Raw genomic sequence first — 13,582 nt, 5'->3', positions numbered from 1 at the left:
AATCGCAGTAACCCTTCAGCGAAATTCAGATGAGTAAACACGACAATATTTACGCGAGTCCTCTGGGCCAGGTAGCCGGTTTTGAGTTCGATCGCCAGGTAGTGCAAGTATTTCCCGATATGATTAAGCGCTCGGTTCCGGGCTATACCACCATCGTCGCCATGATCGGCACCTTGGCTGAGCGCTATGCCCAGGCAGGCAGCCGCTGTTACGATCTCGGCAGCTCTTTATGCGCCGCAACCTTAGCCATGCGTCACCGCATCCCCGCAGCAGATTGCGAAATTATTGCCGTAGATAACTCCAAAGCCATGACAGATCAGGCGCGCACCGTGCTCGAAGCCGATAGCGGCGAAATACCTGTACAGCTTATCTGCGACAACCTGCAAAACGTCATTATTGAAAACGCATCTGTAGTCGTACTCAATTTCACCTTGCAGTTTATACCGGTGGAAGAGCGCGAGGAGATCCTAAGAAAAATTCACGATGGTCTACGCCCCGGCGGCATCCTGATTATTTCAGAAAAAGTGGACTTCGCCGATAAAGCCCATAATGAATTAATGATTGAACTGCATCATTCCTTCAAGGCTGCCAACGGTTACAGTGCATTGGAAATTGCCCAAAAGCGCTCAGCCCTGGAAAATGTGCTGATCCCGGAAACTCTGGATACCCATCGCAAGCGGCTAAAGAACGTCGGCTTTACCAGTGTTGATGTCTGGTTCCAGTGTTTTAATTTCGCCTCACTCATTGCCATTAAAGGCAGCCCCGAAAAGTAAGTACCCGTGATCGACTACTCCCAACTCTACCAAGGCCTGCAACATATCCCTGATCTGCGCTCCTGGCTCGCGCAGCTACCCGATCAGGTGGCCGAAAACCTGAGCCCCCATCGCTGGGGTGACCTGCCCGACTGGCGCGCAGCCATGGAAGCCTTACCGGATATCAAACCCTCAGATATAGAGCTTGTGAAAAGCGTCCGCATTGGCAGCGCCAGTGATGCAAGCTCTGAACAACTGCAGTTACTGGAACAGGAACTGAGAAAACTACACCCCTGGCGCAAGGGCCCATGGGAAATTTTTGGCCTGCCTATTGATACCGAATGGCGCTCAGATTGGAAATGGGATCGCGTATTACCCCATCTGGCCCCTATGGAAAATAGATTGGTACTGGATGTGGGATGCGGCAACGGCTACCATTGCTGGCGCTCTTATGGTGCTGGCGCCCGGCGCGTGATCGGCATAGATCCATCGGCAAAATTTGTTGCCCAGTTTTATGCCCTGAAAAAATACCTCGGCAAAGAAAAACCGGTAGACCTGTTGCCCCTGGGTATTGAAGCCCTGCCATCCAATTTACGAGCCTTCGATACCACTTTCTCTATGGGCGTGCTCTATCACCGCCGCTCACCCATGGACCATCTGCGCGAGCTCCGGGAAACCTTGCGCCCCGGAGGCCAGTTAGTTTTGGAAACTCTGGTGATCGATGGTGGCCTGGGGGATTGCCTGGTGCCGGAGGGCCGCTATGCAAAAATGCGCAATGTTTGGTTTTTCCCCAGTTGCGCCACCCTGGAAAGCTGGTTGCGCAAATGCGGATTCCGCAATCCAAGAACAGTGGACCTAAATGTCACCAGCCAGGAGGAACAGCGCCGCACTGACTGGATGCATTTTGAATCACTGGAGGATTTCCTGGACCCACAATCACCAGATAAAACCATCGAAGGTCACCCCGCGCCCAAACGTGCCGTTCTGGTCGCGGAAGCGCCGTAGCTTCTCTTACGCTACGAATCAGGAAGATCATAAATTCCGCAAAATCCGTAACAAATAGAATTTTGTACGGAATGCTGGCTGCCACCTTGATTGTTGCGCCTTGTAAGGCAAAGTGCGCCCCCAATTGGTGCAACTATATCCTTAAGGGAGGGCTGTGAAAGTAGACAGCCCAGCGCAGAGAAAATTTATGAGCATTAGTGTTTTTGAACTCTTCAAAATTGGTGTCGGCCCTTCCAGTTCCCACACTGTGGGCCCTATGGTCGCCGCCCGCCAGTTTGTGCAGGATCTGCGCTCTCGCTCCCAGCTAGCCAGCACTGATCGTGTACAGGTGCACCTGTATGGCTCCCTGGCGCTAACCGGTGTGGGCCATGGTACTGATATGGCCGTACTGATGGGCCTTCTGGGGCAGGCTCCAGATACGATTGATGTGGATAGCATCGAAGACAAGATGGCTGCGATACAGAGTGATCGCACCCTTGTGCTAAACAATGACCACAATATCGAATTCGTTCGCGAACGTGACCTGGTCTTCCATATGGAAGAGTTCCTGCCGCAACACTCAAACGGGATGACCTGCCAGGCATATTCCGGATCTGAACTACTGTTCGAGCGCAGCTATTTTTCCATTGGCGGTGGCTTTGTACTGTCCGAGGAAGATTTTGCTCACAAAGAAGAGATAGCCACCCTGCTTCCCTATGATTTCAGCAATGCTGAGCAATTAATGAAAACCTGCGAGCAGCACGGCTGGACCATTGCCGAACTGGCAATGGAAAACGAGAAAGCCTTTCGCAGTGAGCAGGAAGTAAAAGATCGCCTGTGGAATATCTGGAAAGTCATGGACGCTTCTATCAAGCGAGGCTGCCACCAGGACGGAATCCTACCCGGAGGCCTGAATGTACGCCGCCGTGCAGCCGAACTCTATCGTGAATTGAATAAGCAGAGCCCGGAAGAACGCAACCACGGCCTCGCTATCCTCGATTGGGTCAGCCTGTTCGCCCTGGCCGTAAACGAAGAGAATGCTGCACGCGGACGTATCGTGACCGCCCCCACTAACGGAGCTGCCGGTGTTATTCCCGCGGTAATTGCCTATTACGTAGAGTTCGTACACAACCCGGATATTCACGGAGAGCTGAAAGACCAGGTAGTAAAATTCCTGCTCACCGCTGGCGCCATTGGCATGCTATTTAAAAAGAATGCTTCTATTTCCGCTGCTGAAGTCGGCTGCCAGGGAGAGATCGGCGTAGCCTGCTCCATGGCATCTGCAGGGCTGGCAGCAGTAGAAGGCGGTACTAATCAGCAAATTGAAAACGCCGCCGAGATCGGTATGGAGCACAACCTAGGGCTCACCTGCGACCCTATTGGCGGACTGGTACAAGTACCCTGTATTGAGCGCAATACCATGGGTGCAGTAAAAGCCATCAATGGAGCACGCCTGGCTCTGCGCGGTGATGGTGCCCATATAGTTCCACTCGACAGTGTGATTGAAACCATGCGCCAGACCGGTATCGATATGCAAAGCAAATACAAGGAAACCTCTCTCGGAGGGCTCGCTGTAAACGCGGTTAACTGCTGAGTTTTTAAGGCCGGGGCAAGTAACTGCCTCGGCCACAACACAACTCCCCCTACATCAGCTCTTAGCCCATTGCTCCCACCTAGAAATAAGGGATTTTGATAACTCTCACACGGTGCATTTACTAGTTATTAAATATCAGTGAACGATGTGCAGCGACACCAGCCATAGTACCGGACGCGATCGCAAATGTTCCGCTCTGCATTGGGTTGGACAGGTCCCCCGCAACAAACACCCCATTAACAGAACTTTCTTTAAAAGCATCAACTTTCACAATACTGCCAACTAGAGAGTCTTCCAGTGCTAAATCCAGCATTCTTATAAGCGGCGAAGCCAGCATAGCCTTTGGAGAAACATAAAGACCCTCCAGAGGTATTTCCCTCCCATCAGCTAACAAGACAGCTTGCAACTGCCCTTTTGCTCCCAGCAAATTGGTAATCGGTGTCTCCTCTAGTACTACACCTCGATCAATCAAGTGCCCCAGTACTTCTCCCTCTGGGTTGAATTGCCCCTGAGTAAAAAGGGTTGTCGCCCCCCAATCTGGAATCATTGCCGCCTGATGAAAAGACAATTCACTGGTCGCAAACACACCCAAGGGGCGATCACTTAGCTCATAACCATGGCAATAGGGGCAGTGAATAACGCTTTTACCCCAGAACTCTTTTACACCTGGAAGATCTGGCAACTGGTCTGTGATACCACTGGCAAGAATCAGTTTCTTTGCGCGGTAAACGGCATCACTCTCTGCCGCTACCTCAAACCCGCCTCGCAATTTCTCAACACCTACAGCCGCATCCTCAACCAGCTGAAAACCGGGATAGAGCGCAAGCTGGGATAGTGCGGTAGCCCGAATCTCGGCGGGGCTTTTTCCATCCAAACCAAATACACCGTGAGACGCACGAGCAAAGCGATTGCGTGGTTGGTTTGTATCCAACACCACTACTTTACGCCGCCCACGAACAAGCTGCATCGCGGCAGACAAACCTGCAAAACTACCGCCAACAATCAAAACATCGATATCCATGGTCACCTCCCAATCATCATGTAACTTTAATTGTTACACAATATTTTTAAAAATGACAACACACGTAACACCAAATGTTTCATGATATACTACGAGCTCAATGACTAAGGTGAACTATGCGAAAGGACAGTCGGCTTTCCCGGGTGCTACATGTACTCATCCATCTTGAAATGACTGATCAGCCAGTCACATCAGATAAAATGGCTGAAATGCTTTCCACCAATCCAGTAGTGGTTAGGCGTACCATGGCTCTGTTACGCGATCGGGGATATGTACGGTCGAGCAAGGGGCATAACGGAGGTTGGTCACTGGCCAAGCCCCTAGATGAAATCACACTATTGGATATCCATAAGGCTCTGGGTGAAGCATCGGTTTTCACTATTGGGCTAACTGACGAGCATACCAACTGCCCCATTGAGCATGCGGTAAACGCCTCCTTAAAAGACGTTATGAATGAAGCTGAGAAACTGATGCTGAAGCGTTTCGGAGAAATCACTTTGGATTTACTAGGAGCGGAATTTAAGACCTGAACTTTTCCATACTGTGCGCTATTTCTTCTTGACCCAAGATTGAATTCGCCATAATGATCGAACGCCCAATTCCTGAGCCGCCGAAACAGATCTGGATGCGCAGGGTTAGTGCATCCAGATCCTCAATTACATTATTTACGATACAAATTTAACTGCCGACTTCTTCACCCCGTAGGCCACCTTCCCGCTCTTTTCCTAACAGCAAAAGGTCCGAATTTACGGATGCTATTTTTGAGTACCTGCTTATTCAGAAGCTGCGAGCGATTTCCTGCTCCCAAACAGAAACCACTACAGTGCAGAGACTAATTCACAGATTTAGACTCACGCTGGATACCCCGCCACCTCCTTTTGAACGCAACCGATAGAGAGCCACTCAATGAGCGACCTGCGTCCGAAGCATAGAACCCTGCTCCCAATACTACGGCAGCACCAAGTAGCGTGAGTCCATCGGGTAGATCACCAAAGATAATAAAACCAATCACGATGGCCCAAAACAACAAGGCATAGCTGAAGGGCTGTAAAACTGTTGCGGGCGCATAGGAAAGGGCCTTGATGAGCAAATAGTGACCCATTGCACCCAATAGTCCATTCAACATCAATAATTGCCAACCTGTTGAGGTCGGTTCTACCCAGTAAAAGGGTGCTAATCCGCCGAAGACAATCAGACCAATGAAAGCCGTATAGAAGGCCGTTGTACTGGAGCTATCGAACTGCGCGACACGGCGTGAAAGAACTTGATATGCAGCCCACAGAATTGCCCCAGCTATCGGTATCAAAGTGTGCCAACTCATTACCCCCAATCCAGGCCGAATGATGATCAAAGCACCTATAAAGCCTATAGCAACACCCACCCAACTTCTCGTGTCTATCTCTTCACCCAGGTACCATCCCGCCATCAATATTGCAAACAGCGGTGCCGTTGCAGCGATTGCATGGACATCAGCTAACGGCATCATACTGAATGCAAAGATAAATACTGTCACCTCGATCAAAAGCACAAGAGATCGAAGTATTTGGGTACCGAGAATCTTACTTCGAACTTGTTTGAGCTTGCCTGTTAATCCAGCCGTGACGATCACGATGAAAAAAAACATCGCAAAGCGGACTGCCATAATTTGAACAATGGGATAGGTTTGGACGAGTAGCTTACCGGTTGCATCCATACCGGCTAAACAAAGCATCGCCATAATGCTCAAAAGTATTCCGCGACCACTTTTTACATTCAATTTTTCAGTTCCTGAAGATAGAGCCCGGCCAACCCTGGGTCCTGGTAAAACCATTATGATCAGGTAAGGAACACCTTATGCAATCCGGCTTCCCAACCTGCATTCAGGGGGTGAAAGAAGTATAAATACAATAGAGATTTAACCAACTTCGCTGAGAATAACGCTCAACGTTATTAAGAAGCCTCTTCCACTGGCCACTTGACGAATGCAAGCACCCACACCAAGACTATATTGACAACAGGAACTATAAGTAACAAGCCCCACCATCTGGAAAAGCCAGCCTTCTTAGCTACAGAACCAAAGATTAGCAGCGGGCCGAGAAGGATTACAAAAATGATGATGAGTTGCCAAAGACTAATTCCGCCAACGCCCATCATTGTACCTCCTCAGTTTTGGTGCTGACACTCCACCTAGATGCAGCCAAAACAGCACCAGCTACCAGAAACCCTAAAACTGGTATGAACAACGTAAGACTATAAATTGGATTCAGTCCAACACGCTTAAATATTCGCCACACTGGGTATAAGAGAAACAAGGCCACAACTAACGCTTCCACCACAAAGCTACCCATGAACTCTCCTTTTGATGAAGCCCAATCCCAAGATCAGTAGAGCACTAAACTAATGGCATTATGAGTCAACAGTACTCTCTGGTTAGGCGGGCAAGTCTATGCGCGGTATCGCCCAACGCACAACCCCCGCAACCCAAATAAATCCAATAAGACCTCCAAGATAAACATTCATAGTTCCACCTGGGGCTATAAAGCCACTGTATCCGAATACAGTGATAGTTTCGATTGCCTGCTCAAGAAAGAAAATAACACTGAGCGACTTAAGCCAGCGTGGGACCTCAACAGATGTGCCAGGCCCTATAGCTAAAAACGCTACCGCCATCGCTGTTGTTGACCCATTCACCAGAGGCCCCCAATAAGAAGATATGCCGAAGATTGTGCGAGCAACTGCTGGCTCCAGCCCTTCTGGATGAAGTGCTAACCCCGCCCATAGCCAAGCTTGAACCTGGGCTGTGATGGCAAATCCAAGCACGCCTGCAAGAAAAATATACCGACTCGGCTTCGGTAACAATGTAGAAATCTGCCCACCAAAGATGGCGAGGCCAAGTGAGAAAAAAGCCGCTGTCCAAGCATAAAACCGGGCGCTCAGTTCGTTAATTGAAAACCAATGAACAATCTGCTCGCCACTTGAATCGATAGTTGGATACGAACTGCCTAGTGCGACAAAACCGGCCACATAAAATGCAGCAGTCATCAGAATATTTATTAATAAAATTCGTGATGGTTTTATGCTCATACGAGGCAAACCTTTATGAAGCTTTCAGCACCACTTAATGTAGACCTTGGTGGTTGGTATTTCACATCTCTATCTGAACTTGCCAGGGTATCCCGATATTAGAAATACTAAGCAAACAACTGTAGCTAAGCACAAGAAACTCTCCCTCGGGGAAGGACAACAACAGCTTAAAATATCAAGATTCTCCGGGAAGATGAATCTCTTTCAAGCTTAAGCCACAAGGTTCGCAGATAGCGACATAGCTAAACTTAAAGTTAACAAACTTTCCAAAGAATACGTATACTTTATGCCCAATACGGTAATACCAGTACCCAACTACTAATAGGCTTGGCAGCCCAATAAAGACTATTTGAGTCATACCTTCAAAAGCAAATACTTCCTCTAAGAAAGATTCAGGATATAGGGTTATAATGCATAAGTATGTCATGAAGCCTATAGGGGCCATTAAAGCGACAGACAAAAAAATAAAACCGATTGGATCTTCACCTGCAACCCATAGCTTGATCTTAGACTTTCCTCTTTTCCCACATCTATCACAAATATACATTCTCAGTAGTTACCTATAATATAGCCTAATAGAAGTGCACCCTAAATTGGGGTTGTCACCTTCCAAATTTTTACGCATCCAAAGATTACATCTTTCACCATTTTAAAGGGTCCATGATATCTTCTAGAAATGCTTATCTTTGGCCATTCTGCCGTCGAGCAAGCCAAAGTCTACGAAAACAAGAAAAATGTGCGACTCCTCATCTCACTTTAACACTTCAATGCCTCAATGCTTGGATGAAATGTAGCCATGAAGAAGAGCCCCTAAGCGTAGACACTAGTCGAATTACCAGGAGACTTAACTCTAATGATTATATTGTAACTGCTGAGTAGTCAGGTACTTGATCATCTATGCTATTTAGATACTTGACCATGAAGTAAATATTAAGCGTTTTCTCTTAAGTTAAGCTCAGCAGTCATGGCAAGCTAAATTAATAAAGTCCGGTGAAGACTGCTAGCTAGGACATACTACAACCCTTTATCAGCATGTCGCATGGGCCTGCAAATCCTCATTATATTTTTCAATTCGTCTGGATGCAGCAGCTATCCCATTTTCGTACCTATTGATATCCCCCTTCTGCTCACCCCACTCTTTCAAATTAGCTATACGCTGCTCCTCGCGATCAATCAGCGCTGTAATTGCTGCTACCTTTGCAGTTTTCAACTGTTCTTCGATACTTTTATTTATAATTTCTATTTGTTTAGACTGTTGATCAAGAGCAGTTAAAGTATACTTTTCAAACTGATCATTTTGCTTCTGTTGCAACACCATAGAATAAATTGCTAAGGCCAGAGCAAAGCTGGAAAACAGAGATGAGATCGCACCAAAACTTTCTCCAAAGTTACTCGCCTGATCCAGACTCTCAAAACCATAAAATGCAATGATTCCTGAAATAACCCACAATACGATCGATATGAATATCAAAATTCCCAGCCTCATACTCCCTCCCTAGATTAATGCTAAAGCTAAAAGCAATACTATGCATTCAATGCATTGGATTATTAAGCCAACCGCTTATCCTTCTATGCGTTTAATTAATGTATAAACTCCACTCAGGCTTAAACCATTCATGACGAAAACGATATTCATAAAACTTCAAATAGAGAAGCTTTTCCTCTACAGCATCATATTACACCATTTATACTAACAATACGTTACTAGCGTGTCACTGCCGCAGTCACCAACCATCCATAGCCGAATACAGCCAAACTATAAATAACTATAAGTACTGGAATCACAACTGCAGACAACTTACTGAACCGTTCCATTTCTATAAATGCATTTTTTGGGGAGCTGGGCATTACACGCACCGCCACGCTTCCCCCCTCTTTATATCGACTCAGTAGATCATGCTCGATATTGTTATTTTTAAACAATTGGGGGGACCTGAGTAATGGAGTATCTGAACTATACTTGACGCCCATGTACTCATACTCAAACTCGATTTGTGCCTCGTATACCCTTTGCCCCTCCGCATTCGTAAAATTTTTTAATTTTGAGGTTTTTATTTTTGCATCAACTACAGGGAGAGAATTCCATTTTTTCTTTACTCTTTGATAAACAAAGGTTTGACCAAACCCCAAACTTACGATTATCACAAGTCCAATATACTTCAAAATTCCAAACATCGTATTTTCTCACTAGATAACTTAATCCCCGTTAAAGAGGCTATCGATACTACTCATTTATCATGCAAACTGAGAGCACAGAAATCAAACAAAGCGTAAGGTGTTCTGCCCGGAGCTGCACTATCTATCTTTATTATGTCAATTTACTTTATGGAGCCGCCCTATAAATACCAGACCCATTGATTAATACGCCATTAGATAACATGTATACAAAAACCACCACAGATAAAACTACTACAGCCCAATGAAATATGACAGCTAAGCTTATATATTTTGAAAAATAGCTCATACTATTTTCTGAGCCCGCCACTGCAGCAGCAAATGGCAAGAGTACAATTACTGCAAGCCCTGCCAGGAAAAAATAAGAAAGGTATTCCTCATAGTAGTAGGGAAACCATGACTCATAAAATGCCGAAAACGTAAGAAAATATGCAGCAACCGCAAAAAAGAGCGAGACAAAGTATATTAATAATTTCTTCAATTTAGACACCAAAACTTTTAACGTATGCGCAAAGCTTCAAAGGAAAGTCAATCAGCTTATTTAAGTGTGCTAACGACTTGACGTAGCATCAAGTTTCTTACTTTCTTGTTTAGAGCATTTTGTTGCTACTTAAGGATAAGCCCTGTTAACAAGTTCACATTCAGGCCAATATGACGGACGCTCCGATAGCGATCAAAAACGCGATCCAGTACCAAGCTCCAGCCCCCCTCAAGATGATCAAGCAGCTTGAATACACCTAACGCGGTGACAAATGAAATTACGGTGCCAATGAGTACATTCAAATGGAAACCACCAAAAATAAAGTTCAACGAAAGTACACCGGCACCCCAAAAATTGCCGAATAAAGCTAATTTGATGAACGTGCGAAGTATGTCAGCACAGCGATAAGCAGGACTACTTTTAAAATCACTTACTAATTCTCACTGAATACTGCCAGTAGAGTCAGTAAATTTTGATTTCATTTTGCGAAAAAATGGGATCAATAAGTTCCGCGCAAATGCAGTATGCATAAAAAATAAATTTTAAGGCGGGTTAGCACCTACAAAGTAACCTTTGCAAAAAGCTAGAAATAAAAGAATTAAACTCTCCAAACAACGGGCAGATTACTACCCGTTGACTAACAAATAAAGAGCTATCCTAGCCAATCATCTGGCTACCCAACTTCAAAAAGTACGGCCAAGGATACGTTTAGCGGCATCTATCGCAAAGTCTTTATAATCTGCCTCTATTTGTGCCATTTCTAACTCATATTGAAATTGTTCTTTACGCGGCAATGCCTTCCAGTCTTTTAGAATTGGGATATGACTGGTTTTCTCTGCGATGGTATAAAAAGCAACAAACTCTTCACGTACTTTGTCTTCCACCTGAAGCGCATCCAAAAGAACGCGAATACGAATCGAAGCTTCGGTAAGCCCTACTCCATCATCCAACAAGGTGCGGGCAATAATCTGGATGCTGTCGTTTACTCTTTGGCGCTGATCTTCGGCAGCTTGCTCCAGCTCCGCCAGTTGTTCGGCCTGTTTCTTTTGCGCTACTGATAGTTTGCGAAGATAGTAGCCAGCCACAATAGCGAGAGCAAAAATGATTACTGCTGCAAGAATAAGCAACCAGATTGGGAAAACGGTCATTAAAAATACACCTTAAGCAATGCCAGCCCGATACTGGCAGTAACAACAGAGAGCAATGTGCTGAGCCCCACAATATTGGCCGTAAGCTGGCTGTTCCCACCCATAGCATGGGCCATTACAAAGGCCGAAATCGCACAGGGAGCACCCGCCATCAGGATCAAATATCCCAAGTACTCAGGGCTCATGCCCAATGCCAAACCAATCAACAGGCAGACAATCGGGGCAACAACCAGTTTAAGTAATGAGGCCGCCAGCGCCGTAGGGGAACTGCGCATCAGTGTTCGCATTTTCATGCTGGCACCAATACAAATAAGCCCCAATGGCAAGCCCACAGATGCAAGATACTGAATGGTATCGTGCAGTACTTCCGGCAGCCTTACAGCCAATAAACGGCACACAATGGCTGCAATGACACCGAGGATTAGAGGGTTCTTGACCAGCTCCCACAGCATCACCCGCCAGCCAAATTTTCTGTCCTTATTGTAAAGCACGAAAAGAGCGACGGCGATAACATTAAACTGAATCGTAAGTGCCGCGACCAACCCTGCGGAATTGGAAACACCCTCACTTCCGTAGGCTTTTTCGATCCAGGCAAGGCCGACAATCGCCACATTTCCACGAAAGGCGCCCTGGATAAATGCACTGCGATCCATTGGTGATACCGGCCGCGCCAGCAACCATGCCAAAGGGAGCATCACAAAAGTGCCGAGAACCCCTGCTACAAGCAGGTCTATTTCTTGCGCGGGGTTGGCATCCGAGGAATAGATATTAATAAAAAGCAGTGCTGGTAATGCCACGTGGAAAACAAGCCTGGAGGCATCATCAATAAAGTTGTCTCGTACTATCCCTTTATACTTGAGCAGGTATCCGCCAATAATCATCAGGAAAATCGGCCCTGTGACTGATAGCGCGAATACAAGATTTTCCATAAAAAATTATTCTTCCGTGGCGGCTTCCTCAGCCTGTGGCAGTCCCTTTACCTCAGGCTGATCCGCTCGTTCCCTTAAATCCGCAGAGATCTGCTTACGGGTTTTAGCACCCAGCTTACGCAGACTATCAATCCGCTTCACCGCGTTGCCACGGCCTGTCGCCAGTCGTTTGTAGGTCTGCTGGTAAGCGTCATCTGCCTGACGCAGGCGATCACCAAGAACATCCAGTGACTCCAGCACCATAGCAAACTGATCGTGCAGCTTGCCGGCCTCGTCGGCGATTTTTTCCGCGTTCTTGTTTTGTTTCTCGTAGCGCCAGATATTCTCGACGGTGCGCAGAGTCGCCATCAGGCTGGTAGGGCTTACCAGGACAATTTGCTTCTCATAAGCAAAACGGAACAAATCCGGGTCCGCCTGCATAGCCAACATATACGCAGCCTCAATGGGCACGAAAATAAAGACGAAATCCAGGGTGCGCACACCCTCCAGCTGTTCGTAGGCCTTCTTGTTAAGGCCGGTGATATGGGCGCGCAGGGAATTCACATGCTGTTTCAGGGCTTGGGTGCGCTCCTCATCGGTTTCCGCCGAGCTATAGCGCTCGTAGTCCACCAGGGAGACCTTGGAATCGATAATCAGGTCTTTGTTTTCCGGCAGGCGCACAATCACATCTGGCTGGCGCCTGCGGCCATCGCTCGTCAGGGTTACCTGGGTTTCGTACTCGCGCCCCTTCTGCAGGCCGGATTCCTCCAGCAAACGCTCCAGCACCACTTCACCCCAGTTACCCTGAATCTTGCGGTCACCTTTTAGGGCCGAAGTCAGGTTCAGGGCCTCATCACTGATGCGCTGGGTTTGCTCGCGCAACGCTTTAATCTGCCCCAGCAGGCTGTTGCGCTCAGCATTTTCGCGATCGTAGACATGCTCTACTCGCTTGCGGAAATCCCCCAACTGGCGCTCAAGCGGATCGAGACTTTTGCGCAGGCTGTCTTCACTGCGGCGCACGAAGCTCTGCTGCTTCTCTTCAAAAATCCGGTTGGCCAGATTCTCGAACTGCTCACCCATGGCAATACGCATTTGCTCCATCAGCTTGCGCTGCTCCGCCAGGGCCGCCTCCCCTTTCTCTACCAGCACTTGGCTTCGCGTGAGTTGTTGCAGCTTGTCCGCCAGCTCGGTACGCAGGGATTCCACATCAACTCCAAGTTGAGATTCCCGCTCGCGGCTGCTATCGATCCGCGCCTGAGCCACCTGTAAAGCGGCTTGGCTCTGCAATAAAGCGCGGCGGCTACTGGCTCGCGCCAACCAAAACACCAAGCCCAACAGAAACAAGATGGCAACAGCCGCCATCACCGCATGATCGGCATTCAATTGCAGCGGGAACGCTGGCATAGAGTGGTACTCCCAGACCCGGAAAGAGATGGATAAATCAGGATTTTGCCAG

Annotated in this window: 15 protein-coding genes; 4 read left to right on the top strand and 11 right to left on the bottom strand. The window is 47.4% G+C overall.

Translation table 11 applies throughout. The features are described from left to right. Window positions 1-29: 29 nt before the first annotated feature. The 3 genes from cmoA to ACJJIP_RS08630 all read left to right on the top strand — a co-directional run bounded on the left by cmoA (window position 30) and on the right by ACJJIP_RS08630 (window position 3,330). The gene (cmoA, locus tag ACJJIP_RS08640; protein WP_353376307.1) at window positions 30-773 is read left to right on the top strand and encodes a carboxy-S-adenosyl-L-methionine synthase CmoA; all 744 of its coding nucleotides are present in this window, start codon (window positions 30-32) and stop codon (window positions 771-773) included. 6 nt (window positions 774-779) lie between these two features. Continuing rightward, window positions 780-1,757: a tRNA 5-methoxyuridine(34)/uridine 5-oxyacetic acid(34) synthase CmoB gene (cmoB, locus tag ACJJIP_RS08635; protein ID WP_444946668.1), complete on the top strand. Its 978-nt coding sequence runs from the start codon at window positions 780-782 to the stop codon at window positions 1,755-1,757. A 187-nt stretch (window positions 1,758-1,944) separates the two neighbouring features. Then, complete coding sequence (locus tag ACJJIP_RS08630; RefSeq protein ID WP_353376309.1) at window positions 1,945-3,330, top strand: L-serine ammonia-lyase; 1,386 nt, start codon at window positions 1,945-1,947, stop codon at window positions 3,328-3,330. A gap of 121 nt (window positions 3,331-3,451) precedes the next feature. Here the strand turns inward: ACJJIP_RS08630 and ACJJIP_RS08625 are convergent, their stop codons facing one another. Continuing rightward, a complete protein-coding gene (locus tag ACJJIP_RS08625) occupies window positions 3,452-4,351 on the bottom strand; it encodes an NAD(P)/FAD-dependent oxidoreductase (RefSeq protein WP_282953325.1) in 900 nt (299 codons plus the stop codon). A gap of 116 nt (window positions 4,352-4,467) precedes the next feature. On the opposite strand from ACJJIP_RS08625, the gene ACJJIP_RS08620 reads away from it, so the two are divergent. Beyond that, window positions 4,468-4,881 (top strand): Rrf2 family transcriptional regulator, encoded by a 414-nt coding sequence (locus tag ACJJIP_RS08620; protein WP_282953324.1) that lies wholly within the window; start codon window positions 4,468-4,470, stop codon window positions 4,879-4,881. A gap of 302 nt (window positions 4,882-5,183) precedes the next feature. Here ACJJIP_RS08620 and ACJJIP_RS08615 read toward each other — a convergent pair whose 3' ends face one another. From ACJJIP_RS08615 to ACJJIP_RS08570, 10 genes are all read right to left on the bottom strand, one after another. Then, the gene (locus tag ACJJIP_RS08615; RefSeq protein ID WP_282953323.1) at window positions 5,184-6,107 is read right to left on the bottom strand and encodes a DMT family transporter; all 924 of its coding nucleotides are present in this window, start codon (window positions 6,105-6,107) and stop codon (window positions 5,184-5,186) included. 173 nt (window positions 6,108-6,280) lie between these two features. After that, window positions 6,281-6,484, bottom strand: a complete 204-nt coding sequence (locus ACJJIP_RS08610) for a Sec-independent protein translocase family protein (RefSeq protein ID WP_020413028.1) — start codon at window positions 6,482-6,484, stop codon at window positions 6,281-6,283. Between the two features lie 276 nt (window positions 6,485-6,760). Beyond that, entirely contained in the window at window positions 6,761-7,414 is a 654-nt protein-coding gene (locus ACJJIP_RS08605; protein WP_020413030.1) for a hypothetical protein, read from the bottom strand. Window positions 7,415-8,441: 1,027 nt separating this feature from the next. Further along, window positions 8,442-8,900 carry a hypothetical protein gene (locus tag ACJJIP_RS08600; protein ID WP_020413032.1) on the bottom strand — a complete coding sequence of 153 codons (459 nt, stop codon included), beginning with the start codon at window positions 8,898-8,900 and terminating at the stop codon, window positions 8,442-8,444. A 218-nt stretch (window positions 8,901-9,118) separates the two neighbouring features. Further along, window positions 9,119-9,589, bottom strand: a complete 471-nt coding sequence (locus tag ACJJIP_RS08595) for a DUF3592 domain-containing protein (protein ID WP_444946667.1) — start codon at window positions 9,587-9,589, stop codon at window positions 9,119-9,121. Between the two features lie 148 nt (window positions 9,590-9,737). Beyond that, on the bottom strand, window positions 9,738-10,070 hold the full coding sequence (locus ACJJIP_RS08590; RefSeq protein WP_282953322.1) for a hypothetical protein: 333 nt from the start codon (window positions 10,068-10,070) through the stop codon (window positions 9,738-9,740). Window positions 10,071-10,195: 125 nt separating this feature from the next. Beyond that, a complete protein-coding gene (locus ACJJIP_RS08585; protein ID WP_444946666.1) occupies window positions 10,196-10,399 on the bottom strand; it encodes a hypothetical protein in 204 nt (67 codons plus the stop codon). A 354-nt stretch (window positions 10,400-10,753) separates the two neighbouring features. Then, window positions 10,754-11,218 carry a DUF2489 domain-containing protein gene (locus ACJJIP_RS08580; protein WP_282953321.1) on the bottom strand — a complete coding sequence of 155 codons (465 nt, stop codon included), beginning with the start codon at window positions 11,216-11,218 and terminating at the stop codon, window positions 10,754-10,756. Further along, window positions 11,218-12,147 carry an AEC family transporter gene (locus tag ACJJIP_RS08575; protein ID WP_444946665.1) on the bottom strand — a complete coding sequence of 310 codons (930 nt, stop codon included), beginning with the start codon at window positions 12,145-12,147 and terminating at the stop codon, window positions 11,218-11,220. The genes ACJJIP_RS08580 and ACJJIP_RS08575 overlap by 1 nt, the downstream gene beginning before the upstream one ends. A gap of 6 nt (window positions 12,148-12,153) precedes the next feature. Beyond that, on the bottom strand, window positions 12,154-13,530 hold the full coding sequence (locus ACJJIP_RS08570; RefSeq protein ID WP_353376320.1) for a DNA recombination protein RmuC: 1,377 nt from the start codon (window positions 13,528-13,530) through the stop codon (window positions 12,154-12,156). Between the last annotated feature and the right edge of the window lie 52 nt (window positions 13,531-13,582).

This window comes from Microbulbifer variabilis (assembly GCF_052467165.1).
The sequence above is the reverse complement of the archived record's forward strand: the minus strand, read 5'-3'. Positions and strand labels throughout refer to the sequence as shown.

Excerpts from the sequence above, each read along its gene's own strand:
- ACJJIP_RS08630 (WP_353376309.1), top strand. The coding sequence starts at position 1,945 with ATGAGCATTAGTGTTTTTGAACTCTTCAAAATTGGTGTCGGCCCTTCC.
- ACJJIP_RS08625 (WP_282953325.1), bottom strand. The coding sequence starts at position 4,351 with ATGGATATCGATGTTTTGATTGTTGGCGGTAGTTTTGCAGGTTTGTCT.
- ACJJIP_RS08570 (WP_353376320.1), bottom strand. The coding sequence starts at position 13,530 with ATGCCAGCGTTCCCGCTGCAATTGAATGCCGATCATGCGGTGATGGCG.
- ACJJIP_RS08595 (WP_444946667.1), bottom strand. The coding sequence starts at position 9,589 with ATGTTTGGAATTTTGAAGTATATTGGACTTGTGATAATCGTAAGTTTG.
- ACJJIP_RS08580 (WP_282953321.1), bottom strand. The coding sequence starts at position 11,218 with ATGACCGTTTTCCCAATCTGGTTGCTTATTCTTGCAGCAGTAATCATT.
- ACJJIP_RS08600 (WP_020413032.1), bottom strand. The coding sequence starts at position 8,900 with ATGAGGCTGGGAATTTTGATATTCATATCGATCGTATTGTGGGTTATT.
- ACJJIP_RS08610 (WP_020413028.1), bottom strand. The coding sequence starts at position 6,484 with ATGATGGGCGTTGGCGGAATTAGTCTTTGGCAACTCATCATCATTTTT.
- ACJJIP_RS08620 (WP_282953324.1), top strand. The coding sequence starts at position 4,468 with ATGCGAAAGGACAGTCGGCTTTCCCGGGTGCTACATGTACTCATCCAT.
- cmoA (WP_353376307.1), top strand. The coding sequence starts at position 30 with ATGAGTAAACACGACAATATTTACGCGAGTCCTCTGGGCCAGGTAGCC.
- ACJJIP_RS08575 (WP_444946665.1), bottom strand. The coding sequence starts at position 12,147 with ATGGAAAATCTTGTATTCGCGCTATCAGTCACAGGGCCGATTTTCCTG.
- ACJJIP_RS08605 (WP_020413030.1), bottom strand. The coding sequence starts at position 7,414 with ATGAGCATAAAACCATCACGAATTTTATTAATAAATATTCTGATGACT.